This window comes from Leptospira abararensis (assembly GCF_016918735.1).
Classification (GTDB): domain Bacteria; phylum Spirochaetota; class Leptospiria; order Leptospirales; family Leptospiraceae; genus Leptospira_A; species Leptospira_A abararensis.
This window is the reverse complement of the sequence record NZ_JAFFPR010000064.1, coordinates 1-24960: the sequence shown is the minus strand read 5'-3', so window position 1 is coordinate 24960 and position 24960 is coordinate 1. Positions and strand designations below refer to the sequence as shown.

Sequence of the window (24960 nt, the reverse complement as noted above, 5' to 3'; positions counted from 1 at the left end):
CAATATACACGTGTTAACGTGTATGTATAGATTGAAGCATTGTTTGTTTTACTTTGTTCTGTTTGGCGGTCTGCGCCGAACGACTTTGATGCTAGAGCTCGAAGCTCACGCATCAAGTCGGGTGCTCGCAGTCGCGGCAGTGCCGCTTGGTGCTCCGCAGGCTTTCCCTCGATCCTGGTTGATGAGAATCAATTGTGGATGAGGAAAAGAGGATAGAACTCTTGTCGTATACATTTGTTGGGAGAAGCCTTACGTCGAAAGATGTGAGGCTTTTTTTATGCCCAGAAATCCAATCCAGGTATAGAATAGTAACCCATGTCAGAATGATTTTCTGACGGAGGCGGAGCTAGGACTTGCGGAGCTCGCCAGTCTGAACAGGAGGTTCAGCGGCAGGAGTCAGGAAAGCATTCTGCTGCTTTCAGGAGAGAATAGTTTAGGGACAAACTCTCAAGAACGAATTCTTCTTTACACAAAACGTTCATTATGCTCTATGTAACAGAAATTAGGAGAACAAAAATGAAAAAAATATTCCTTTTAGGAATTATCGTTTTTCTGTCAAATTGTGTCACTGCGGGAAAAGTGGGTTATGTAGTTCCGGCAGAAAACGATTCAGCAGAATTTTCGGACACTGTATTGGGTGAGAAATGTGGAACAATTATCATCGGTGTATATGACGATGTACTTAGTGATGCAAAAGCAAAAGGTAATGTCAAAAACCAAAATGTTGGTTTACAATGGAATACTGAATTTGCATCCTCTTGCGCACAAATAAGAAAGTTGAAATAAAAGGAAATATATGAATATGAAATGGTTGTCATTATTAGCAATCGCATTTGTGGTAAATTGCTCTTATAAAGTTGGTAATTTTAAAGAATTTTCCTTAGAAGTACCTACAAATTTAGAAGTAGTTGGATCTGGAACAGTGGAAGGACGTGACTGTGGTATTACTATATTGAATGCCTGGTATGACCAAAGTATTGCCGAAGCAACTCGCGATGCACTGAGTAAAGCTCCTGGTGCAACTGGTTTAAAAGATGTTACGATCAAAGGAGTACACGGAGTGTACATATTCTTGAACTGTGTTTATGTTGAAGGAACACCAGTAGTTGAAAAAGGATCCGCTGGAAAGAAAAAATAATTTTCTTCTTAGATGGTAGAAATTATTAAAAGCCTTCGATTGTGAGATCGAAGGCTTTTTGTTTTTAATGCAAGATTAAATAAACGATTAACTGTTTTTAGACGGTTTGAAATTTGATAAGAATTTTTTTAGGTATTGTTTGTTAGAGTTGTATAGAAAACCAACAGACTATGAAAGTTCGTAGTTCTGTTACCGCTAAAATAACCTCCTTTGCCTTTAACGTGCCATCATCCATTACTGTTTGTATTGATATATATCAATGAGCCTTTAGCGGAGGATTTTTTTCTATGACAAATTCACCGCTTTTCTTTTGAATCCGCAGATTAAAATGATTTCTATCTTTTCTCTTTATGTTTCTTTTGTCTTGTGAAGTATCGGTTTTACTTTGGATTCTTTGCTGCTATCGCTTTTATTTGTTATTGTTCTAAAGTAGAACCTGGAATCATTCAAGAATTATCAGAGTTTGAGGTGGTCGAGCCTCCTTCTGATTTCCATCTATCCTCTCTTTGTCCTAAGGGATGGAAACAAGAAAAAGGTTTTTGTGTGATTGATTATCGCTACGTAAATTCGTTAGAGAAAAATGGTGGGCTTGGACAAACTCTTCCGCAAGTCAAACTAGATCCCCAAGTGATTGACTTGGGTAGATATTTATTTTTTGATTCCATTCTTTCTAGCGATAAACAACTGTCATGTGCTCATTGTCACCATCCAGCCTATAGTTTATCAGACGGAAGAAACCAAAGTATGGGGAAAAATGGAATTGGATATGGACCAACGAGAACAGGTGGTGTAATACTTAAACGTTCTGCGCCCAGTTTATGGAATGTTGTTTATATGAAAAATTTGTTTTGGGAAGGGAGAGCTTCTAATCTGGAAGACCAGGCTGAGGGCCCACTGTATTCACCGGAAGAAATGGGAAGTTCAAAGGAAATCATTGAATCTCGGTTAAACGAAAATTCTTTCTATCAAAAAATGTTTCGCCAAGCCTATGGCATGGAAGGAAAAAAAATCTCGGCTTCTTTAGTCATTGATGCAATTTCTTCATTCGAAAGGTCCCTTGTTTCTTTTAGTAGTCGGTTTGATCATTGGTCAAAGGGTGAAAAGGAAGCTTTGAGTAGCGAGGAGTTGTTAGGTTATAATGTCTTTCGTTCCTTTGTAGCTCGGTGTGCTGAATGCCATCCGCCACCAATGTTCACAAACAATGTGTTTGCTACCATCGGAGTCCTTGATCGGACGGAGAGAGATTATGGCAGAGAAACCATTACGGGACAAGAATTACTCAGAGGTTCTTTTCGCGTTCCTACTTTAAGAAATATTGCTAAGACCGCGCCTTATATGCATTCTGGAAATTTGGAAACACTGGAAGATGTTGTGAATTTTTATAATGAAGGCGGAGGAAGAGGAAACGGGGCTCCAGCGGATCTCAGAATCCATTGGCATGTAAGGAAAATGGGTCTCAGTAAAAATGAAATGTCCTCGCTCGTCGCTTTTTTAAAAACATTAAACGATGAAACGAACATGCCAAAATTTCCCAAGTCAGTTCCATCCGGTTTACCAGTTGCACTAGAATTTGAATCATATAATCAGCGGAGTTCCATAAAAAAATGAGTTTTACAAAGTCATTTCTATCTTTTTACTTTTATCGAAATCAAAAGAATCCCCACCTATGGGTAGTTATTTGTTTTCTATTTTTCTTCACTTCACAGGTTTTTTCTCGAACGGCGGAAGTTCACGAAGGCGAATCCATCCAAAAGGTAATCGACTCCCTGGAGAAGGGAGATACTGTAAAAGTTTTCCCTGGTGTTTACCATGAATTCTTATTTGTGGATAAAACTCATTTTACTTTGTCCGGTGTGATTGTTAACGGCAAATGGCCTATTTTGGATGGCGAAGGCAAACTAAACGATGGAGTGATTGGATCCGGCGCCAATTTTCTTATCGAAAACTTTCATATTAAAAATTACAAAGCCAACGGTGTTATGACTCAAGGGGCCGGAAACATTATCATGCGCAAGCTCATCGTGGAAAACACAGGAATCTATGGGATTTATCCAACGATGGGAACCAATATTTTGGTGGAAGATACAGTTAGTTTGGGAATTGCTGATGCCGCGATTTATATAGGAATGTGCCATAACGTAGATGTTAGGCGTAATGAGGTTTATGGGAGTGTCATTGGTATTGAAATAGAAAATTCAACCAATGTATTGATTGAAGGAAATACTGTTTACGATAATTCAGCGGGAATAGTTGCCTTTGCTTTGCCGGGACTTCCCTTAAAAAAAGTGGAAAACGTAATCATTAGGAAAAATTTTATATTTGATAACAATCATAGGAATTTTGCAGAACCGGGAGCACTTGTGGCTGGTGTCCCTCCAGGGATTGGAATTGGAGTGATGGCGGGCGACGAAGTTACCATTGAAGGAAATATCATACGTCGAAACAGTTTTGCGGGAATTGGAATTGGTGATAATAACTTACTTCCTAACTCGAAGTCACCAGATCCAGATGTGGAACCAAATCCAGATCGAAATAAAGTTTTAGAAAATGTTTTTATCGATAACGGGGTCCGGAAGTGGAACGATATTGTATCTTGGCTTTTTTATGTGATACGAATTGTTTTCTCCGGAAATCCGATTCCGGAATCACCTAATGGTGGGAAGGTGGGAATCTTTCCTGATGGATATGATATTGTTGCCTCGGGGAAAGGAGTAGATAATTGTTTGATTTCTCCTGATTCAGTCACAAAAATTGGCACAAGTAGTTACGGAATCTGCAATCCACAAGAAAATACTGAGAAAATCAAAACGATGATTGGGGATCCAAAACAAGGGGAAGCCAAATCGGATGCAAGGGAGTTGGGCAAACAAGTCTTTGGTGCCGTGTGTTCAGGTTGCCACTCTATGACTCTTCGAACGGTTGGTCCTCCCATTAGGGAAATACAAGAAAAATATAAAAAAGATGTATATGGAGTCGTTTCCTTTGCCTCTATGCCAAAGAAGGTAAGAGAGGGTTTTATCGAAATGCCTTCTCAAAAGTATTTGGGCAATGAAAAATTAACGGCTGTTGCTAACTATATTCTGAATTTGAAAGAGGAAGGGGCCAAAAGGGTGGTGAAATAATATGAATGCAGAAAAAATCCTTCCTCAGATGAATCCATTTCGCGGTGGGTTGATTTCTATAATTAGGTTACTTACACCGCCAATTTTAACAATCCTTTTGATTGGTTTTGTCCGATACACTTCTAGCGATATATCTTGGAAACGGAACCTTTTAGCAGTTTCCTTTCTATGTTTTTATATTGCGGTTTCCGTCTTTGGAATGTTACGCGCTGCCTCGGCAGTGGAAGATATCCTTGGGGAAGAAGATGTAGTAGAGGATAAAGTCTCACGTATGCGACGAGCGAGGCATTCGATTCGGGTTTTCTTTTCGCTTTGGTTTGTTGGTGGTGTCGCCATTCTTGCCGGTCTTTATGTCGGTATGAGTAAAAATCGTTGGGATATGCCCATTCCGCTTCCATCAGTGCAAATTCTAAGTTCCGTTGTATGGGCCATCCTTTCTTCGTTTTTGTTGCAATTGATGAGCTTTCATAGGGGACTTCTACTCTCAAAAGGTGGTTCTACAAAAGGTTATATAACTCAGAGTATTACCATTTATACCTTTCTGATTGCTCTTTTTCCTATTTATTTTGTTTTATACGCAGGTAATGGTAAAATAGTCAATATCCCTTACTTGGCAGCATTTACATTGCCTACAAATATAGTATTGATATATTTGATTATTAGAAAATATGAATCCGTTGTTCGTGTTCTTGGAGAAAATTCAGTTTTTTTCTTTCATCCTGATACTAAATTTGCCGCAAAGAGAGCATTCGGTGCATTTTTACTGTTATTTCTTTTGATTGGTTTATTCTTTTTGGATTATTCACGAAGGAGAAAATTACTTTGGATTTATGCTGCAAGGGAAAACCATCTTCTCCTTTTTGATGCCCTTCGACTCACGGGGGTGGGTATCAATGAGATAGACGAACATAAATACACCCCTCTCTTTTGGGCGATACAAGGTGGTTCCTTAGAATTTGTAAAATCCATTGTAAACCAAGGAGCAGATTTAGAAGCGATCAATGAATTTGGCCAAACCCCGCTAATTGTAGCAGTTTTAGTGAAAAACGCTGCGGTTGTAAAAGAATTGGTTTCATTAGGATGTGATATCAACCGTCCAGATACGATAGAAGGCCAAACTCCTTTGATTCTCGCGGCAAGGGATGGAAGTTTTGAAATCGTAAAATTCCTTTTAGAAAAAAAAGCAAATCCTTCGTTTAAAAACAAAAAGGGACAAACTCCACTCAGTTTAGCTTTAGAAAATGGACACAGAAATATTGTAGATTTGCTGAAAAAACCATAACTATATTTAAATGTACTAAAATCATTTTATTTTTATTTTCTTACTTAGTATATTCTGTCCCCTGTACAAATGGGTATTTTAAAAGATAAAATGATTTCAGATATGACGGTGCATGGGTATGCAAAAAAGACAATTCGAAGTTATACGATGTGTATGTCCAGGTTGGCAATATACTTCCAAAAGTCACCTTTAGATTTGGAACCCATGGATATCTATGATTTTTTTCTGAATATGAGACAGGCAAATAAATCTGATTCTTCTTTGGTTGTCTTTTATAGCGCATTTTTGTTTTTTTACACTCTTCTTGGTCGCAAAGATATGTTGGAACTGGTCCCTTTTCCGAAAAGGAAAAGGACTGTTGTTGCAGTATTGAGTCAGACGGAGGTAACCGCCTTCCTTACGAATTGTTCTTCTGTTTGTGAAAAAACAATTTTTACCCTACTTTATTCTTCAGGGATTCGTATTGGAGAAGTACTTAGCCTTCAGGTTGTCAATATTGATTTTGAAAGAAAGGCAATCTTTATCTCTTCAGGGAAAGGTGGTCACGGAAGGTATGCAATCTTGGCAGACAAAACAGCATTCCTTCTGAAACAGTATATGGAGATTTATAATCCAAAAACATATTTATTCTTTTCGCAGAAAGGAAAGGATGTCCCTATTAGTCCCCGCACCGTCCAAGCAGCATTTCAGAAGATTCGAAAATTATCGGGAATTCAAAAATATGCCACAGTCCATACACTGAGACATTCCTTTGCCACTCATCTTTTAGAGGATGGGTATAGTTTAGTTTACATCCAAAAACTTTTGGGTCATGCGGATATCAAGAGCACATTGATTTATCTGCATGTGAGTCCCAATTCTCTTCTAAAAATCACAAGCCCTCTCGAAAAGATTGGAAATATTCGATTGGGAATATTTGAAAACCAACACCAGTATGGATTCCAATTCCGATAAGATTGGATCATATTGGGTTGGATAGAAATGAAGTTCGTTTTAAAACTTCGCTTTTTTCATACGACAGAGTGCCACTATCTTCTCTATATTAGGTTCTCGCATTTTGGCGACTTCGGGTAAATTGTCAAGGTGGCTTAGACCAACATGGATATAACCTTTTTTCTCTTGGTTTAAGACCACCAAACAATCAGAAGCGGGGAGGTGCAGGTCTTTACTTAGTCTTTTTTGTTCTTTATCTGCGGCGGAAAAACCAGCTTCCGTATTTTCAAACGGAAACTGTTGAATTTCCACCCTGGTTTTACTTACAAGATTTACCTTTTCCATAGTGAGTATGATCTTTTCCGAAGATAGTATGATCATAGTAAAAACCAAAAGAAACTCAGACATAGATTTTACTCCTTAGCGATTTCGTTTAGTATACCACATAATTCTTCTGGTTTGCTAAAAAAAGGAGAATGGCTGGAGTCGATTTGAAAAACCCGATCACAGGGAGAATCTTTTTGCATCCGCCTTTGGAGAAAAAGTGTAACAGCTCTGTCTTGCAAACATTCGATGTATATTTTAGGAATTTTGCCATATCGTTCTTGGCTTAACTTTAATTTTTCAAAGCCACCTAAGTTCGGTTCTGGTGTGAGTAAAACATTAGCAAGTTCCGTGATCTCCGGTGGACAATCGTGGTAAAGTGCTTCCTTGTAGATATGTTGGCTCAAACGATGGGTTCTGAATTTTTTTAGTAAAAAAAGGTCGATCAATGTTTTTTTATAACCAGTATAATTTTTAATCAATCGACTTGCTAGTTTTAAGGAAATTTTTGGAACTGTATTTTGAATCACTAAGGACTTCCGATCAAGGAGTGCATATTCCATCATAGACTTTCCGTTAGGAATTAAATAAGAAGCCAAGTAAATTAATTTCTCAATTTTTTCTGGAATTTTTTCTGCCACTTGTGAAATCACAATCCCATTTCGACTGTGTGCCAGTAAGATGACTTTGCCTTCGACTGCTTGGATCGCTGCTATCGTTTTGTTTACATAGTCACTCAAGGTTGCCGCGTGTATTTTTTTTCTATCAATCCCATGTCCAGGCATATCAATGCTAATGGCGCGATGTCCATGATTCTGAAGTAATGGAACTACTTTGTGCCAATTCCAAGCACCGTGGTAGGAACCATGTAGTAGAATAAAAGTTTTCATTTCATCTCCTTGAAACAATTCATAAAAGTTTAGAATGAATTCAGGGATTTCAAAACCCGATTCTTGCTATTTCTCAAATTTTTCGTCTAGCGGTGACTAGAGATTTGTCTTTACTCTTTTTTCGGGATATCCGCAAATTGAAATTGTCTCGTGATTCTTTACAATGGCCAATAAACGAACCTTTATTTCTCCCGATCTTGCACTAGAAATTGTAAAAAATATCAGATTACTTGCCCTTTCAGGTAAAAAGAATTTCGTAGCCTACCTATATGATCCACTAGTCTTTGCTGGCTTTGAAAGAGACAAAGCACACTTGGGATCATCGACGGCTAAAATGATGGATAAAATCCACCAGGACATCGAAGATCCAGCCTATAAACATACTATCGCACACCAATGCAAACGTTTGATTTCTCAAGGATTGGCGGAAAGTTTATCTGCTTTGGGAGACTCCTGTATTTTTTTCCTAGATCGAATACAAGAGAACACAGAACTTGCTGCTTCTGTGGAAGCAATCGACTTAGTTTATGCGATTGAAAGACCCTTAAAAGAATTCGCAAAAATTACAAATGAATCGAACGAAAAGAAGTTTGAAGAAACGATTGCGAATTTAACTGCTGAAGATTTGCAGACTGCTTTTAATCCCATTCGTTTAGACAAAACAAGAAAGAAAGTTTATGTCGAAACCGAGTTACATACTTTATACCAACAAGTTTTAACTGCAACAAAATCTAACAATCTGACAAAATGCAAAAAGCTATTAACTCGTTACATAATTGCTTATAATGAATTTGAAAGTTACAATAAATCAGAAGTAGAAACTTTACTGACTGCACTTGATAAAAGGGAAGCTGGTTTTCGACAAAACCTATGGGATTCACTTGCTATTGATATCTACTATTCTGTCACTCGGGGAATTATGGAAGGCAATACAAAAAAAGCAATCCAAGGGATTCGGAAGTTTGGTTATATTTTTGAAGGTGACCCAAATGCAAAATTTAGTTATGAAATTGATGCACTAGAACGAAAGTTATATGGAATTATCCAAACAAAAGGTTTAATGAGAGAATTAATGAAAGATCTAAAAAAGGGAAACTAATGGCAAATATTGAATTTAAAGAAAAAAATCACGGTGACAAATCTGTAATTCAAGTATCGGGTGAAATCGATGCAAAAACTGCTCCGGAATTAAAAATTAAACTGGAGCTTTCGATTGAAAATGGTGCAAGTAAGATTATACTTGATTTCAGTGGTTTGACTTATATTTCTTCCGCCGGTATTGGAGTATTAAATTCCATTCAAAAATATTTAAAAGAGAAATCAGGAGAAATTGTATTAACAAGTTTAGCAAAAGAAGTTAAAGATACAATGGATTTGATGTATTTTACTAAAAAAGTAAAGGTGTTCGCAAACGTGGAAGGAGCCTTGACCGGTTTTTAGGACTATTGTTTTGGAGCCAAACAAAGAACAGGTTGTTGAAATTCCAAATAGTTTAGACAGCTTGTCATTACTTCGAAAGGAAGTAAGGGCTTTTTTATTGGAAGAGATCCCGACCGATATTGCTGGGAAATTAGTTTTTTGCGTAGATGAAGTAGTCACGAACATCATTGAACATGGATTCCCAGATGAAATGCCATCATTGATCCAAGTAAAAATGACAAAAACAACGGATCAGATAAAATTTATTATCAATGATAAAGGGATTCCCTTTGACCCAACCAAAAAAAAATCAGCGACATGGAAACATTTATACGAATCGGGATTAGATGGTGGATTTGGAATTCGTTCTGTAAAAAAAATTATGACTTTAGAATACAAACGGATAGCAGAAGATTCGTTAAATGAGTTAACGTTGAGTTATATTAGGATTAAACCTTGAATCAGAAAAAAATATTACGTGCCATTGTTCCTGGCATTCGCACAAAACTAAGTTTTTTTACAGCCATCCTCGTCATCTCCATATTAGTGATTACGTCTTCCTTACATTACAACCAACAGAAGAAAGCTCTGGAAGAAAAACTAGAATCGGAACTAAAAACTCCACTCGAATATATCAATTCTGTTGTTTTGGATTTAGAAAACTTAACTCGAAGTCTTGTGGTGATTGAAGAATTTAAAGTTAGGGTCAAAGGGAAAAAGAAAGAATTAAGTCGGTTCAAGCGAACAGTTGTCAGCAAGGAAACGGGACTCCTTGGTTCTTTGAAGGATTTTGGAAAATCTATAGGGCTTAACCTGAAAAGAAACAATGTGTATCGATCCGTTGATACTTATTTTACCCGTTATCTTTCAGAGAAAGAAATTGATGATTTTGAGAACAAGGTCAGAGCGGAACTGAGAAAAGAAAATGGAGCATCCATTGACCCCTCTACATATAAATATATCAAAGGTTTTGCAGAGAAAACAGCACTTGCCCGAATTAATGTAGAACGAGCAAAAATAAGACTAATAGAGATCGAAGAAGAATTGCAACTAATCGAATCAGATTTAATAGCTGAGGGTTTGTTACCTAAAAGAAAAAAAGAACTTTTTGCTGAAAAATCCGATCTATTGAGCGAACGGAAGTTAAACGAGAAATTAATTCCCGAAAATGAAAGAAAGTCTTTAAGTTATGAAACACTGTTAACAAAGGCATTGCAGAATTTTTTCAGGGGATCCTACAAGGATCACATTACATCCATTGGATTATTGCCTGATAAGATCCGGATCATTGCTTATGATCGGATGGGTAAAGAAACCCTGGATACTGGATTGTTATTTCCAGAATCATCAGGAACAGGCAAAAAACTTTTAAAACGAACCGATTATTTAGAAAGCAAAAAAGCTTTATTTTCAGAAAAGAATGTAATGCGTTTGGTCAGAGAAAAATATTTGCCTACCACTTATGAAGTTGGTGGTCGCCAGTATGAAGTAGTATTTCGACCTGTATTTCGGAACCCAAAAACTGCAGAGAGAGCAAAGATCATCACTGAGATATTAGCCGATGATGAAAATGGCTATTTGGAATATTTCAATGAGGATCTTAAAATTTCAGAACAACTTAGGGAAGTCATTTCTAAGCTGAAGGTGAGAGTTGGAGAGCTGCGTAAGGAAGGCAAAGTGAAACCAGGTGCCGATCCAACTTATCGTTCTCTTGCAGATTCCTATAGAGCCTTACTTAAAAAACGCGATTTAAAATTTGAAGAACTGATTCCAAACAAACCAGTTTTTGCGTTACGCATAAAAAATTGGGATGAGGATCATTCCGCACTTGTTGAAAAGAAGAAACAAATTACAAAAGAAATCATCGATTGGGAAGAAAAGTTGAAATCACCACCCAAAGAAGGGGACGCGGTTTTTACACTAGAAGAGATCCAAGATAAAATTCGAAGTCTTGAAGCCTCGCTAGAAGAAACAAATGATCATATCCAAAGAGTTGTATTGAGTAAGGGCGATTGGTCTTCTTTTAAAGAAGCTAAATCGAATGATGCAATACGAGGAATCCGAAGTGCAGCTTTAGAGGATTTTGCATTTATGCCATTCCAAACAGGGCCATCGGGACTGATCCGGTATTATAAGGATGAAGAAGAAAGAGAAATTCAGACAACTAAAAATAAACAGTTTAGAGAATGGATACTCTCAGGAAATTCTGAAACTGAATTACCAAAACTTAAAGGAAAATTTGCTTTTTCTGATTCGGGAATACTGATTCGGAGTAGAACAGAAGCTGAAGAAATGATGTGGGATTTGGATCAAACCCCCATTCTTTTTTCTAAGGAAAACGTTTCAGGTTTAGTATATGAATTACTGCAAAAAGATTTACTCGGATTCAATGTTATCATCATCGATCGGACAGAGGGTTACAGGCAAATCAAACAAAACAGAGAAGAACAAATTCGTTATGCCAGTATAATCGCTGTTCTCGGCATTTTATTAGCCTATATACTTGCATGGTTCTTTGTTCGAAAAATCAAAATCATTAGTAAAAAAACAGAAGAAATTGAAAAAGGAAATTTAAACGTTATATTTCCTAACGCTGGTTATGATGAGATTGGTATCTTGAGTGAATCTTTGAATGATATGGTTCATGGACTTAAAGAACGTGAAGAAATGAAGGGTGAGCTCGTTGCTGCCGAAGAAATACAAAAACGTTTGTTACCTAGTAAACTACCAACAATTCTAGAAGATAAAATTGAACTTGCTGCTTTTTATAAAGCGATGACTGGTGTGGGTGGGGACTACTATGATTTTATTGAATTGAAAGAAGGTAAACTTGCATTTTGTATTGGAGATGTATCAAATCACGGTGTTGGGCCTGCGATAGTGATGGCGTTATTTCGTGCACAGGTTCGTGCCATTTTCCGGAAAGGAGAAAGGAATCTCAAAAAGATTCTTTTGGAAGTTAATGAGAGCTTGTATGAGGATACTCCAGATCATATTTTTGTTACTTTCTTTTTGGGGATTTTTGATCCAGAAAAATCATCAGTAGAATATATTTCCGCAGGACACGTGAAACCAATGTTCTACGATGCTTCTACCAATAAAATTCATGAATTACCTGCAGGTGGTTTGCCTTTAGGAATGGATGAAAACCAATTCTTTGAATCTACGATTGAAAGAAAAGTGATTACGTTGGACTCCGGAGACTTCTTTTTTCAATATACAGATGGATTCGATGAGGCAAGGAGTTCCAGCGGAGAATTTTTTGGTAAATCGAGAATAGCCAAACAATTACTTTTGAATGGAAACGAACATGCAAGTGATTTAATAAAGAAAATGGTTCTAGAATTAGAGAAACATACTTCCCAAAACTTATCACAACCAGGAATGTCAAATCTCAATGATGATATAGCTATGATAGCAATTCGAAAAAAATAAATTAGTGTAATTAATTTTTGCCTTCGGACCAACCACTGTATCCTGGATCAAAACGAGAAACGTTAACTTCACGTGATTTCAAAAGATTAACTGCGTTGACTGACAACAAACAGAGAGGTCCTCGGCAATACACAATCACTTCTTTGTTTCTCGGAAATTTGTGAATTGTAAGTTCGTTGTAGGGGATGTTTACCGCTTCAGGGATATGCCCTTTTTTATATTCTTCTTTTGAGCGAACATCAACTAGTATGGTTGTGCCTTTTTTCATTTTCTTTTGGAGTTCGGTAATGGTAAGATGATTCTTCTTAATTGGTGCAACACCAGTGAAAAGACCTTGACGTTGCGCTGTGCTAAACACGGCAAATTTTTCCAGTGCCAAAAATAATTCTTTAATTGGACCTGATTCCAATCGGTAGAGGATTCGTTTCCCTTCGCGGCGTGTGGTCACCATGTTCGTTTTCTTTAGAGCCTGGAGGTGTTGCGATGTGTTGGCTACCGGGATTCCTGACTGTTCCGAGAGAGTTTCTACCGACTTTTCACCCTCAGACAAAAGTTGCATTAAGATAAGCCGAGATTCGTTACCCAACATATTGGCAACTTCACCCATACGTGGGATGGTTTCTAAACTGCTCATCATTTTTCTAATTCAAACTATTTTTTCTTTTGTGGCAAGAGATTTTATAAGTTTTTTAAAAAAACATATACATTCTATCAATCAATAAAACAATTGAATGATAGAATGATTGTTGGGGGGAAATATGGATTTTCTTTTAGAAAATTGTTGGAATGTCTTTGGAATCGGGATTGGAGCCACTATGGCAATGGATGTCTGGCGATTTCTTTTGCAAAAGACAATGGGGGTAAGTTCGCTTGATCTGGGACTTTTAGGGCGTCTAGTGGGGTATACATTTAGGGGAAAACTTTTTCACGATGGGATTGCTAAAAGCCAAGCCATTGCAGGAGAAACTATGATAGGTTGGGCTGTTCATTATGCCATCGGGATTTTCTTTTCGTTTTTATTGCCCATCATTTGGGGTGAAGGTTGGTTAAGAAATCCCAGTCTGTTACCAGCAATCCTTGTTGGTGTTGGGACGATTTTTGCACCTTGGTTTTTGATGCAACCAGCTATGGGAATAGGGATTGCCGCTTCCAAAGCCCCGAAACCAAACCAAGTGCGATTGCGAAACTTTGCCATTCACACCGTTTATGGATTTGGGCTTTATGGATCAGCAATGTTAATCAATGCCTTAATTCCCTTGGTAATAAAGTAAAGAAAGTTATGATGAAGTATATTTTGTTCATAGCAGTGATTGTTCTTTTGGGATTTTTTTTTGCAGTCATTTCAGGTTTACTTACAACAGGAGTAGTCTTTTTGAATCATAATCTCGGTCTTGTTAGTTTATTAATAGGCCGTATTATATTAGGATATTCTGAAAGTTTATTGATTATTGGTGTACTTTCTTGGGGAGTTGGATTGGTTTGACAAACTAACGCATGTATAGTGATGGCTTGGAGTGGAATGGCAATGTATGGAGCCGTTGTCATTTCTGCGCCACTTGGTTATTTAGGGGTAAAAGATTTTGGATTTCAGGGTGGGATATTTTTTGCGATTCTTTTGCCTTTCATTGCAGGAATCATTTCATACTTTGTTCCGTCCATTCCCGTGACCGGAACAACGCGAATACCTTTTTATCAAGTGATCCCTCGTGTTTGGAAACAAGGAACGGGTCTTTTTTTATTGCGGTGAACTTAAAGGAGAGAAAGTAAATTTCTGAGTCCTAGGCCATATTTTTTTTCCGCAGAGTGAAAACTAAGGATTTCTTTCTTTTGGCTCTGTGGAGAATTTTTTTCGGTAGTCGGAAGGTGTTAGATTGGTTAACTCCTTGAAGGCTCTGATAAAAGTATTTTTGGAATTGAAACCAACGTCAAAACCAATCCGCAGGCGAATGGAATCGGTATGCGGGTATGATCTTTATCTTTTTACCATTTCTCATCCAAATTCCTTATACAATGTTGATTATGAATTTTCAATATCCGGATATTTTACGAAAGCCGGTGGGTGAGATCCTATTGGAGTTTCAAAAGGGGGGAGCAACCCTCGTATGGACTTGGTGGATTTTTGGAATCTCAGGTCTTCCACTTGTCTTTAGTTATCTTAGTTTGTATCAGATCACTAAAATAAAAAGCCCGCTGGCATCGCTTACAGCAACGACATTGGGAGTTGTATCATTATTTTTCCAACTAATGGGACTTCTACGATGGGTCTTTGTGGTTCCTATTCTTGCCAACCTTTATACGGATCCGAATACATCTAGTGTGATGAAAGATGCAATCTTAGTAAATTTCCAAACAATTCACCACCTTTTCGGAGTTTTGCTTGGCGAACATTTAGGCCAACTATTTACCATTTTTTGGATGGTTTCCCTTGGTATTCAAATGATTAGGAAAAAACCATAACAACAATAGAAAAAACACGAATCGTTGGTTTTTGTTAGGTGAGTCTTTCCCAACCCCTTATGGACAGGAGTGGCCCACTGGCATATTGTACTTATTGGAGAGATAACATTCGACAAGTTCACGATCACTGGTACTAAGAACTTGGTCAAAGTAAATGATATCGCCTAAAAATCCGTCAAAATAATCACCGTTGTTAGGATAAAATCCAGTATTCCAAAAATGCCGGCCAATACTTAAGTCTCCCGCAAGACAATTGAATGCGGCACCGGTAGTAGGAATTGATCCAACAACTGTTCCGTCTCTAAAAATATTCCCTGCTGTTCCATTAAAATGCAATGACATTAAAACTGGATTGGTTACAGAACTGTAAGGTGCAGATGAGATCAACACTGGACTACCTATTGCGACATCAAACAAACTTAAGTAATTTCCAACATTGTCTGGTAAATATAAGATTTTTGTACCATTATGGAACAATCCATCGTTACCTACAGAGTTTAATTCATGATAGGTGACAAAAATTGTATTGGAAATTGAATTTAATTCGGGTGTACAGGATCTCGACAAATAGGTCGATGGACCTTCCAAAAAACGAATGCCGGAAGATCCGTTTAGGCCAGTTGAGTTGAAGTTTGGTTGTGAGGCGGCACTGGCTTGACTGACATGATACCCATTCCCACTCCTGTCGTCCCAAACACCAACACAATTGGTTCCTCCACTACAAGCGCCTGGTCCATAGGAGGCGGCTTCAGGCATTAGAAAAAATTTCAGGCTACTGCTAGCAAGTGTTTGGTTCCAAGAGCTTACTTGTGTGGGGTAATGTCCAGAGAGAGCGCGTATTTCCGAAAGGGAAAGGGCTCGATTATAAATTCTTACATCGTCAAGGTCTCCAAAGAAATTGGCAGTTCCATCAATGAGCCTTCCCACTTCCAAGGTTGGGCCCGGTACAGTGTTCCAGGTGATTGAATTTGAGGAAGCTCTTATGACACCATTTTCATAAACCGTGGCAGTGGTAGGATTATAAACTCCACATAGGTGAACCCATTGGTTCATAAATCCTTCGTGAAATATATTAACATCATTCATCACACCATACATACCAGTGATAGTGGATGAATTGACGAGGCCACTGCCCTGAGAGGTAGCGAAGGTTCCATAGCCTACACTGTATTGATCAATGGAGTTGGTTGTCTTAAACCAAACACAAATGGTTCTTGGGCTATTACCCGTCGGCAAACCAATCGGATTTATTTTTTGCATAAAGGAAGTGCCGTTAAAGAAGTATGCACCATTGGCATGCCCATTACGGTCTGTTGTTGTTGTGGCTCCAGTGATATTCAAATCATTTCGAAAGTTTCCATAGTCTTTGGCATTCCCATTGAATGGGAAATACGAAATAAGTCCCGCAGGAATTTGGACCGCAAGTTTTTGAATGGAATCGTTGTCGAGTGCTCCATTAAAAAAACGAACATCAGAAATTTTTCCTTTGAAAAAATTTCCGTTACCAGCATCACCCACTTTGAATGTGTTAGCTGGCAAAATAGGATTCGTAGTAAAAACAATCGAATCTGGTTTGCCGTTGATATAAATTTGCCAGTTGGGGTTGGACCTTCGAAGTACAACATGTGACCATTGGTTTAGAGGTAACCGCATTGTTGTATAACCACTTGGTGCAACAGCCCCAAGGGAGACATACAATCTTCGTGAAGTCCCCACACTTTCAAAGGCGAGTCCGTAGCCATTGGAACCACCTTGTCCATTATAGAATATAAATTGAGTAGCAACTGAATCTGTTCCCGCTGGATACACCCAGGCTGAGATGGTTAAGTTATCGGAGATTGCAGGTGAACTGACATTTGTGGTGGATTGGATCAAATCCCCACTTCCATCGAACTCGTAGGCTCCATTGGTTAAGCCATTTTCATCCATTGTTGGAGTGGGTCCCCCCGTAATGGAACCATGGTTAGTTCCAATGGAGTCATTTGTATTTCCATCAAAAGTATATCGCAATAATTCTGAAGGTTCTAAATAACGAAGGGAATGATTTCCTGTGTCTGCTATGTACACGTTCAGTCCATCTGACAATAAATAACCCGGAAAATTCAAAAGACCATTCCCAGAGGTATTGTCAGAATAGCCGGAAACACTTCCCACGAGGGTTGTGACTTTATTTGTTGTTAGGTTGAGGTGTCTGATTTTATGACCAGACCATTCGGAGATAAATAAATGAGTGCCATCGGTTGTAAGTCCATGGGGGTCGTTGAACTGAGCTGCCGTTCCGATCCCATCTGTGGAAGCCTGAACACCGTCTCCCGCTATGGTATCAACTGCGTTGGTTCCACTCAAAGAAAGTCTGCGAATTTTATATCCGCCACCAACACCAATATCTGAAATATAAAGATATCCCCCAAGACCAACTGCAGCGATTGGAGACACGAAGCGAGCGTTAGTTCCTGTTGGGTCATTCGCAAAACTGCAAAGTGTAGGCCCACCTGCAATCGTGTTTACAGCGGTTGTAGTTGGGTTTACAACTCGGATGGTGCAATTGTCACGATCTACAACATAAAGGTTGCCATTGTACATAGTGATCCAAGAGGGATTATTGAAAGAGGCGAGAATTCCCGAAGTGTTGTCAGCCGAAGCTGCATTGCCAGTTCCGGCGAACGTTGATACGACGGAGGTAGAAAGATTGACCTTTCGAACCCGTCTTCCCAAAGATTCTAAAACAAATAAATTGTTTCCATCGGTGGTGAGTCCCTTGATGCCGTTGAACTCTGCTGCAGTTCCTACGCCATCTTTACAATTGGTAGTAAGTGTTCCCGGACAAACTGTACCACCTCCCGAATTTCCGCCGGCAAGGATAGTTGTAGTTCCATTGGACTTATCAATTTTGCGAATTACAGCATTGGCTGAGTCTGCTAAGTAAATAAAACTACCATCAGTAGTGATCATATTCGGTCCATTAAACCGAGCGGTAGTCGGAGTGGCACTCACCACCGCACCGCCAGTCAGTGCCCCGCCTCCGCCTGCGTTGACTGGAAATGATCCGGCCTTTGTTTTCACTAAGGTTTGCCTTCCGATCAGATCTGTTCCAAGATCCGCACTTGGTGTTGGATGAATGTTACCTCCCACTAAATAACCATTAACACATGTTATGAAAATAGTTACATTCGCTGCGGCCATGGTTCCTAATGTTAGGGTTGGGTCATCAAAGGAACAAATGGTACCAGCAGGCTGTGAAGTTATGGTGACTGCATAGTTGAACCCAGTTTGGATGAAGGTTGTAAATTTAGTAAGGCCAACGGTTGCAATGTTTAGAGATTCTGCATTGTTTTGGACTGTGATCGTACCACTGAGGCCTGAGACATTCACTCCAACTTCGTAGAAGTTACTCCCAAAACCACAAGTGACATTGACATTGGTTATATTACTACTTTGGACAGTGCCTTGGGCGTTCGTGATTGTGCATGTGAGGCCCCCGCCATTGTTAGTAACAAGACTGACATCGTAATTTTGGCCTGAACTTAATTTTGTGGGGAAGGTGAAATTTCCATCATTGGATATGGTGATGGATTCCTGGTTGTTTGTCAGAGTCACAGAGGCTCCGGAGGTGAGTCCAGAAACAGCACCACCAATACTATGTCCTGTAAATTGGGGACTTGAGAAAAACCGGAGAAAGGTCAAAAATTCCAACGGGTTTCGCACAAGGGAGGGGAGTCCACAGGAAGAGAGGAATAGAAATGCCAAAGGTAATGTAAATCTCTTCATTGGTAAATCCGTGGCCTAGAGGAACATTGGAATGTTCTCAAATTTAATCAAGATATTTAGACAATCCGGTTCTTTTGCTCTGAAAATAATCTCTAGATACGGAGTCAATCAGCACATAGCAAAGAGGCGCTGAATAGTGATTCGCTTTCCATTTTTTGGCATTGGGTGGCGGTAATCGGGTCGGAATTTAAGCTATCGTTTTTGCAAGTAAATCCTACAAACCTAACTTAAGTTCCAGATATTCTGCTGATGCCAATCGCTCCCTTGAGACTCATTTAATTTGTGTTTGGTTTTTGTAATCAGCCAATTTGTTTGTCACCAGGATTTACCCTTTGTGTGATTATTCGAAAATTTAAAGATCGAATTCGCTAAAATAAGTTCTGAAATATATTTCGGAACGACCGATTGAGATTAAACCATTATACTCTTGGCTAAGATGAAAAAGGAAACAAACTACTATTTCCAATTCTTTTGGCCAGAGGTTCCTTATCAATTGGCCTTCCTTTTCATCTTTTTTCTGTGATTTTTTGCAGCCTGAATGATTTGCAAAACACAGGTGATGTTTACAGTCGCGAATTTAATGAAACTCAAATCTTGGCCTGTCTCTTGAAAGGACCCGGTTGTTTTCCTGGAGGAGATCGTAATTCCCTTATACCAATCCAACCACTGGTTCAATTTGATTTTACGAATGGTTCTTTGGTGAATTCGGGACCTGTAGTTTTCAACTTTACTGCACAAGAATGGGCTCCAAATCTAACAACAGGCAAAGACGGGGATGCCAACGGGGGCCTTAATTTTGATACGAATAACAGGTATTATGCGTCATCGGTAGGTGAAGATTCTAGTTTGCCACTGGGAGCAAGTCCAATGGGGTGATGCCGATGACATTCGAGTCTATGATATTGCCTTAAGTGCCAAACAAATTGGCCAGATTTATCACTTGGGCGTTGCCTATTTAGAGTAGTTTTTGAAAAGCGAGCGATAGGTTGGTAATGAGGATTGAATGTCGTTTGGTTTTGATAATTTCGAAATAATCAATTTTTTTTCAATTCTTCCGTTCAGAAATATATATCCGAACGACTGCTAGGCACAATTCCTTTATACTCTTGTGTTAAGATGAAAAAATATATATGCGAACGTTTTCTTTTCCTTGGCCAATTTTGCAAATCATCCTTCGCAATCTTCTTTCTCTTAATATTTGTTTTGGATTGTAATCCTTCTGATTTTAATAATGCAGGGGATGTTTATAGTCGTGAGTTTAATGAAACACAAATTCTGGCTTGCCTTCTAAAAGGTAAGAATTGTTTTCCATGTACAGGGGGTACTTCTTTATCCTATCCGCAAAACACCTACCTTTTAGGACAAAATTTCCCGGTTTCTATCAAATCAGATTTATGCAACCAGATCACAGCATGTAATGTTTCACCAACACTCCCGACAGGACTAACGATAAACAATGAAACTTGTGAGATCAGTGGCTCGCCTGCGATTATAACCAATTATACTGATTACAAGGTCACGGCGACAACGAGTGCTGGAGAAACTAGCACAACTCTTCGCATTGGTGTTGAAATAGGATCACTTGTCCATTTGAAATTTACGAATGGATCATTCGAGAATTCAGGCATCCAACCATTAATTCTAACGGCTGGCCCGACTCTTTCCAAAATTACTGGATACGAAGGAGATGTGGAAGGGGCAATCCATCTCAATAATACAGATATAGGTTCCCAAATTGGGGGAGATAGTATGTTGCCAAGTGGGACATTGCCAAGAACCATTTGTATTTGGTTAAAACCAGATGCCCTCCTCGGATCTGGCGTACAGGAATTGATTTTTTCTTATGGTACTCTTTTTAGTAATGCCTGCGGGTTTGGTCTGCAAAATACAGCTGGAGTTACTGGGTTATATTTTACTCGCGCTAATTTTAGTGCGAAACAAACCTATGCTCCGCCTGCGGGTGTCTGGACACATATTTGTATCGTTTTTGATGGAACGAATTCCTCTTTTTATACCAATGGAAGCTTTCTCGGGACACCAGCGACAACAGGTACTGGTGCTGTAGACACAATTTTACAAAGAATTAGTTTTGGAAGTTGGGGTGGTGGGTATTGGTATCATGGTGGAATTGATGGATTCCGTGTCTTTGGCTCGGCTATCAGTGCCACAGCTGTAAATCAAATCTACCAAGGTCTGCCCGTATTAGGTCCTTAACAGTGGTTATTGATTATTTGACCCACCAGAGTTCCGATATTGCACGGGACTTAAGCCCGTTGCTTTTTTAAATTCCACATTGAAGGCAGTTTTGGAACCAAATCCTGTCGCATAGGCAATAGAAAGAATAGACATATTGGGATTTTCTTTTAGGATTTTTTTGGCTTCTGCAATTCGAAATGAATTAAGATAACTGCGAAAACTAACACCAAGTTTGGAATTGAGTAATTCCGATGTTTGTTGGACAGTGAGACCAATCGCATGTGAGGAAATTTCCAAATCCAACTTTTCATCTAAATATGGTTTGGTTGCCCGCATCCATGATTCCAGTTTTACAAGGGATTCCTCTGTATTGACGGAATTAAGTTTTGATTTTGCATAACGCAAACTTTTGTCGGAATCAGTATTTAAGGTTATGATACGATGGAGGATTTCATTTCTTTCGTCCTCTAGTTTTTCATATTTTTGTAAGAGATTAAATAATAAGAAGAATAGATCTATGGGAAAAATAAATACAGCAGAGTAGAGAAGAGGAGTGGAATAAGGTAGGATCCCCAAAAGATAAAACATTGTATTGTAGCTAATAATAAAATACGTCCCCCAACTGATCAGAAAAAAAAGAATTCGTTTTTCTCCTTTGAAATAATTTCGTAATGCGGTTCCAAGAATTAGCGGAATGGAAATAAGATAAATATAAGTGGCAATCCTAGAGAAAATTTTAGTCGTATCCGCGATAAGAATTGCTGGAACACAAAAGAGGGCCACAATCCCCATGATCAATAAAATTTTATCAATCCTAGGATTGTTTACTTTTGTATTTAAAAACATTCGCACAAATTGGAACGAAAAAGGAATTCCCAGAGTGGAAAATGTTAGTATGGCTTTGTTTTGCCACCAAGGAAATTCTGGCCAAAGTACATCATAGGCATTTCCATATTGGCCATTGTACCAGAGAACTGTGCAGACAACATAACCTGCATAAAAGAAAAATTCACTTAACCCAAAAGCAAAAAAATAAAAAAGAGCAAAGATAAACATCACCGCACAGACTCCTAAAATCAGCCAAGTGACTGCAGTTTCTAGAATCATACGTTTGTTAAGCGTTCTCTCATCCAAGGATTGGATAGGAAATGAGATTATAGATTTAGATTGGATTCGAATAAAAAAATATTCGCCTCTCTTCTGTTTTGGAATTGGGAAACTGGGGTAAAGTGTTTCAGGTAATGTCCAATTTGATTTAGGAATTGTGTCTCCTGTTTTAAATGTTTGATACTCTTTTGGATTTACTGGATAATACAAGATGGCTGCATCTAGGGCTTTCCATTCTAAGGAAAGGATTCTTCCTTGTGAAAACCCTTCTTCCGTTGTTTTCGCCCGAAGCCAAATGACATCATCTGTAAAATTAAAAGAGAGTTGGTTCTCGGAAATTGGATACCAAGTTTTTAATATTTGAATTTGGTCAAAGGGGGTATTCTTATTTTTGTCTAAAAAGAATTCAAAACGATTCGTTACGTTTTGGTTACCAGATCCGTCGGGTGTACAGGAGATTCCCAAAACCATAAGGAACAGGAAAAACACCCAGGAATTTTTTTTCATCGAACGCAATGATCGCATCGAATTTTAGAATCTGACAAGCCTTTTTGCTAAAAACATTTCGAAATAGAACTCCCAAGGAAGAATCTTATTGCCTAAACCTTGTACACTTGAGGTGTGAGATTGATAGAAAGCAGATAAATGGTGGGAAGTGTCTTATTTGATTTGCGTTTACGATCTCTAAAGAGTAGAAGTGAATTCAGTTTTCTTTCGGAAACTCTAAAGTAAAAAGACTACCCTTTCCTTCTTCGGACTGAACTCGGATGTTTCCCTGGTGGAGGCGGATGAGTTCGAAACAAAGTTTCAATCCTATTCCAAATCCTTTTTCCCCTAAACTACCCGGAGAAGTCATTTGTTTGTAAAACAAATCTTTTTGACGTTCAAAAGCAATTCCTTGGCCATTATCTTCGATTGTAATCTCTGCGGACTGTTCGTTGTCATGAAATCCTACTCGGATCCAACCATTGGGGTTGCTGAATTTGATCGCATTGGCAATTATATTTCTCAGGATTTCGATGAGTATGGTTTTGTCTGCATAAATGATTGCGGTTTCTGCAATGGAAAATTCTAGCTGTAATGATTTTTTTTGCAGTTCCAGAGAAAAGGAATCGATTAACGGTCGTAAGATTTCTAGGAATTGGACTTGAGACAAATTTAAATAGAGTTGCCCTTTGTTAAATCTATTTAGGTTGAGCAAATGTTCCACTGTGGACATTGCATTTTCTAATATCACAAACAATTGTTTAAAAATATGAGTTTTTTCTTCTTCTGTGGATTCTTTGTCGGTTACAATGAATAACGCAGAATAGACGGTGCTTAAAGGAGATCGTAAGTCATGCGCCACAAGGGAAATGAATTTATCTTTCCATTCGTTGGCTTCTTCTGCAATTTGTTTAGCTTCCTTGTATTCTTGTGTGCGCAAGGTTACTGTTTTTTCTAAAGATTCATTCAGTTTTATAAGTTCTTTACCTAATACTTCTGTTTTAATCACAGACTTTGTAAAATAAGAAGCCAAAAGTAGAGACTGGAATAAAACAGTAGAGAAATAGGAATATTTTAGAATTAAAAAATAGTTTATTACTCCATATAAATACAAAGTATCATTGATGGCGCTTAGGAATAAAAAAACTTGAATTAAAAGAAGTGGTAAGGCCATTTCTTTTTTCTGAAAAGCAGCATAAGCAACACAAATGATAGAATATAATAATCCGAGGATGCTTAGAAAAAGACCATAGAAAGTAGTTCGGGATCCTAATTCAGAAGGTGTCACCAAAACAAAAAGAAATAAACCTAAACATGTGATGATAAAGAAGTTAGTAATCCATTTGGAAAAATTTGTCGGAAATCGCTGGTATAGGAAGGAAAGATAGAAGGGCATTGTTAAGTAAAATACGAGAGAGAGGATAAACGCAAAACGATAGCCAACTTCTGGGTATAAATAGTATAAGGAATCTCCATTTAAGGAAATAGAGTGGAGAGCAATCGTTAAACAATACAATCCAAAATAGAGAATGATGGACCGGTTCCTTCTAAATAAAAACACAACGAAGTGGTAGAAGGCCATAAATAACAAAGCACCAGTGAGTAAGGAATCTTTGATTATTTCGTATACTATTTGTTTTTGTATGTCATGAAAGAGACCCAATGATGGTGGATACCAAAATGCACCATCATCATGATGAAAATTAGAAATATGAACTAGAATGTTTGTATCTTTGTTAGGGTATGGTAGAACAATCAATCCAGAGCTACGAGTGGGAATCATGGTTTCCTTGTTTGCACCCACTTTTCCCAATTCTAATTGCAAGCGGCCGTCCACATAGACAGACATGGCGGCACCTCCCGTCTGGAAAAAACGGAGAGCATATATGTTTTCTTTCGCATTTTCAGAAAATCGAATTGTTAGTCGATAGGTAGCGTAGCCCGTTCCTTCGAATTTATTTTTCCATCTTTCTCCAATCATTTGGAAAGTATTAGGAAAAGTAGGATTCTTTAATAAAACCTTTTCATTCGGTAAATTTTCTGAGATTAAAGTTTGGGGTTGGATCCATTCTTTCCAATAAAAAGTCCATTCACCCGAAAGAGGGAGATTCTGTTTAGAATCCCAAGAAGTTAAATCCAGTTGTCCTTGGATTGCAACGGGAGCTTCAGAAAAAGAAGTTAGTGGTGCACAACTACAAAGGCAGACTAACCATATTGTTAGCTTCCATTTCATTTCAAACAAAACCTAAGTGCGGATTCCATTCTTCACAGCCATCTTGGAATCGAGGAAGATACTGTCACAAATTTATTTTGAATTTATCATGATGTTTTGTTTGAGAGAATGATGAGAGTATTAGTGGAAGTCCTATTTTAAAATTCAGTTACACCCATTCTAAACTAGGA

General features: G+C 38.3%; 23 protein-coding genes. 16 read left to right on the top strand and 7 right to left on the bottom strand.

Annotated features, from left to right (window positions below; all coding sequences use genetic code 11):
* Window positions 1–516: 516 nt before the first annotated feature.
* From JWG40_RS19805 to JWG40_RS19780, 6 genes are all read left to right on the top strand, one after another.
* A complete protein-coding gene (locus tag JWG40_RS19805) occupies window positions 517–786 on the top strand; it encodes a hypothetical protein (RefSeq protein ID WP_205287488.1) in 270 nt (89 codons plus the stop codon).
* 16 nt (window positions 787–802) lie between these two features.
* Window positions 803–1138, top strand: coding sequence for a hypothetical protein (locus JWG40_RS19800; RefSeq protein WP_205287487.1), 336 nt, complete (start codon window positions 803–805; stop codon window positions 1136–1138).
* Between the two features lie 366 nt (window positions 1139–1504).
* Window positions 1505–2746, top strand: a complete 1242-nt coding sequence (locus JWG40_RS19795) for a cytochrome-c peroxidase (RefSeq protein WP_205287486.1) — start codon at window positions 1505–1507, stop codon at window positions 2744–2746.
* Complete coding sequence (locus JWG40_RS19790) at window positions 2743–4260, top strand: parallel beta-helix domain-containing protein (protein ID WP_205287485.1); 1518 nt, start codon at window positions 2743–2745, stop codon at window positions 4258–4260. Before JWG40_RS19795 ends, JWG40_RS19790 begins: the two co-directional genes overlap by 4 nt.
* 1 nt (window position 4261) lies before the next feature.
* Complete coding sequence (locus JWG40_RS19785) at window positions 4262–5542, top strand: ankyrin repeat domain-containing protein (RefSeq protein ID WP_205287484.1); 1281 nt, start codon at window positions 4262–4264, stop codon at window positions 5540–5542.
* Window positions 5543–5611: 69 nt separating this feature from the next.
* The gene (locus JWG40_RS19780) at window positions 5612–6496 is read left to right on the top strand and encodes a tyrosine-type recombinase/integrase (protein WP_205287483.1); all 885 of its coding nucleotides are present in this window, start codon (window positions 5612–5614) and stop codon (window positions 6494–6496) included.
* A 39-nt stretch (window positions 6497–6535) separates the two neighbouring features.
* On the opposite strand, the gene JWG40_RS19775 is transcribed toward JWG40_RS19780, so the two are convergent.
* The gene (locus JWG40_RS19775; RefSeq protein ID WP_205287482.1) at window positions 6536–6883 is read right to left on the bottom strand and encodes a hypothetical protein; all 348 of its coding nucleotides are present in this window, start codon (window positions 6881–6883) and stop codon (window positions 6536–6538) included.
* Between the two features lie 5 nt (window positions 6884–6888).
* The gene (locus tag JWG40_RS19770) at window positions 6889–7689 is read right to left on the bottom strand and encodes an alpha/beta fold hydrolase (protein ID WP_205287481.1); all 801 of its coding nucleotides are present in this window, start codon (window positions 7687–7689) and stop codon (window positions 6889–6891) included.
* Between the two features lie 163 nt (window positions 7690–7852).
* Here JWG40_RS19770 and JWG40_RS19765 point away from each other — a divergent pair, with 163 nt between their 5' ends.
* From JWG40_RS19765 to JWG40_RS19750, 4 genes are read left to right on the top strand one after another with little or no spacing between them, the layout of a single operon-like run.
* Window positions 7853–8788 carry a hypothetical protein gene (locus JWG40_RS19765; RefSeq protein WP_205287480.1) on the top strand — a complete coding sequence of 312 codons (936 nt, stop codon included), beginning with the start codon at window positions 7853–7855 and terminating at the stop codon, window positions 8786–8788.
* Window positions 8788–9129, top strand: coding sequence for an STAS domain-containing protein (locus tag JWG40_RS19760; protein WP_205287479.1), 342 nt, complete (start codon window positions 8788–8790; stop codon window positions 9127–9129). Before JWG40_RS19765 ends, JWG40_RS19760 begins: the two co-directional genes overlap by 1 nt.
* A 10-nt stretch (window positions 9130–9139) precedes the next feature.
* Window positions 9140–9568: an ATP-binding protein gene (locus JWG40_RS19755; RefSeq protein ID WP_205287478.1), complete on the top strand. Its 429-nt coding sequence runs from the start codon at window positions 9140–9142 to the stop codon at window positions 9566–9568.
* A complete protein-coding gene (locus tag JWG40_RS19750) occupies window positions 9565–12543 on the top strand; it encodes a PP2C family protein-serine/threonine phosphatase (protein ID WP_205287477.1) in 2979 nt (992 codons plus the stop codon). Before JWG40_RS19755 ends, JWG40_RS19750 begins: the two co-directional genes overlap by 4 nt.
* Before the next feature lie 10 nt (window positions 12544–12553).
* Here JWG40_RS19750 and JWG40_RS19745 read toward each other — a convergent pair whose 3' ends face one another.
* Window positions 12554–13177 (bottom strand): ArsR/SmtB family transcription factor, encoded by a 624-nt coding sequence (locus JWG40_RS19745; RefSeq protein WP_232369540.1) that lies wholly within the window; start codon window positions 13175–13177, stop codon window positions 12554–12556.
* A gap of 124 nt (window positions 13178–13301) precedes the next feature.
* Between JWG40_RS19745 and JWG40_RS19740 the strand changes: the two genes are divergently transcribed.
* The 3 genes from JWG40_RS19740 to JWG40_RS19990 are packed head-to-tail and all read left to right on the top strand — an operon-like array spanning window position 13302 to window position 14290.
* Complete coding sequence (locus JWG40_RS19740) at window positions 13302–13814, top strand: DUF2938 domain-containing protein (protein WP_205287476.1); 513 nt, start codon at window positions 13302–13304, stop codon at window positions 13812–13814.
* 8 nt (window positions 13815–13822) lie between these two features.
* Window positions 13823–14026 (top strand): hypothetical protein, encoded by a 204-nt coding sequence (locus tag JWG40_RS19995; protein ID WP_232369539.1) that lies wholly within the window; start codon window positions 13823–13825, stop codon window positions 14024–14026.
* Window positions 14027–14062: 36 nt separating this feature from the next.
* Complete coding sequence (locus tag JWG40_RS19990; RefSeq protein ID WP_232369538.1) at window positions 14063–14290, top strand: hypothetical protein; 228 nt, start codon at window positions 14063–14065, stop codon at window positions 14288–14290.
* 63 nt (window positions 14291–14353) lie between these two features.
* Here the strand turns inward: JWG40_RS19990 and JWG40_RS19730 are convergent, their stop codons facing one another.
* Window positions 14354–14479: a helix-turn-helix domain-containing protein gene (locus tag JWG40_RS19730; RefSeq protein WP_408611565.1), complete on the bottom strand. Its 126-nt coding sequence runs from the start codon at window positions 14477–14479 to the stop codon at window positions 14354–14356.
* 29 nt (window positions 14480–14508) lie between these two features.
* Here JWG40_RS19730 and JWG40_RS19725 point away from each other — a divergent pair, with 29 nt between their 5' ends.
* Entirely contained in the window at window positions 14509–15000 is a 492-nt protein-coding gene (locus JWG40_RS19725; RefSeq protein ID WP_232369537.1) for a DUF4386 domain-containing protein, read from the top strand.
* Between the two features lie 57 nt (window positions 15001–15057).
* Here the strand turns inward: JWG40_RS19725 and JWG40_RS19720 are convergent, their stop codons facing one another.
* Window positions 15058–18768: a LamG-like jellyroll fold domain-containing protein gene (locus tag JWG40_RS19720; RefSeq protein WP_205287475.1), complete on the bottom strand. Its 3711-nt coding sequence runs from the start codon at window positions 18766–18768 to the stop codon at window positions 15058–15060.
* A 606-nt stretch (window positions 18769–19374) separates the two neighbouring features.
* Here JWG40_RS19720 and JWG40_RS19985 point away from each other — a divergent pair.
* Together JWG40_RS19985 and JWG40_RS19710 are read left to right on the top strand one after the other, a co-directional pair.
* Window positions 19375–19644 carry a hypothetical protein gene (locus tag JWG40_RS19985; protein ID WP_232369536.1) on the top strand — a complete coding sequence of 90 codons (270 nt, stop codon included), beginning with the start codon at window positions 19375–19377 and terminating at the stop codon, window positions 19642–19644.
* Between the two features lie 240 nt (window positions 19645–19884).
* A complete protein-coding gene (locus tag JWG40_RS19710) occupies window positions 19885–20982 on the top strand; it encodes a LamG-like jellyroll fold domain-containing protein (RefSeq protein WP_205287474.1) in 1098 nt (365 codons plus the stop codon).
* 6 nt (window positions 20983–20988) lie between these two features.
* Here the strand turns inward: JWG40_RS19710 and JWG40_RS19705 are convergent, their stop codons facing one another.
* Together JWG40_RS19705 and JWG40_RS19700 are read right to left on the bottom strand one after the other, a co-directional pair.
* Window positions 20989–22578 (bottom strand): 7TM diverse intracellular signaling domain-containing protein, encoded by a 1590-nt coding sequence (locus JWG40_RS19705; RefSeq protein ID WP_232369535.1) that lies wholly within the window; start codon window positions 22576–22578, stop codon window positions 20989–20991.
* Between the two features lie 196 nt (window positions 22579–22774).
* Window positions 22775–24790, bottom strand: a complete 2016-nt coding sequence (locus JWG40_RS19700; protein WP_205287473.1) for a sensor histidine kinase — start codon at window positions 24788–24790, stop codon at window positions 22775–22777.
* Between the last annotated feature and the right edge of the window lie 170 nt (window positions 24791–24960).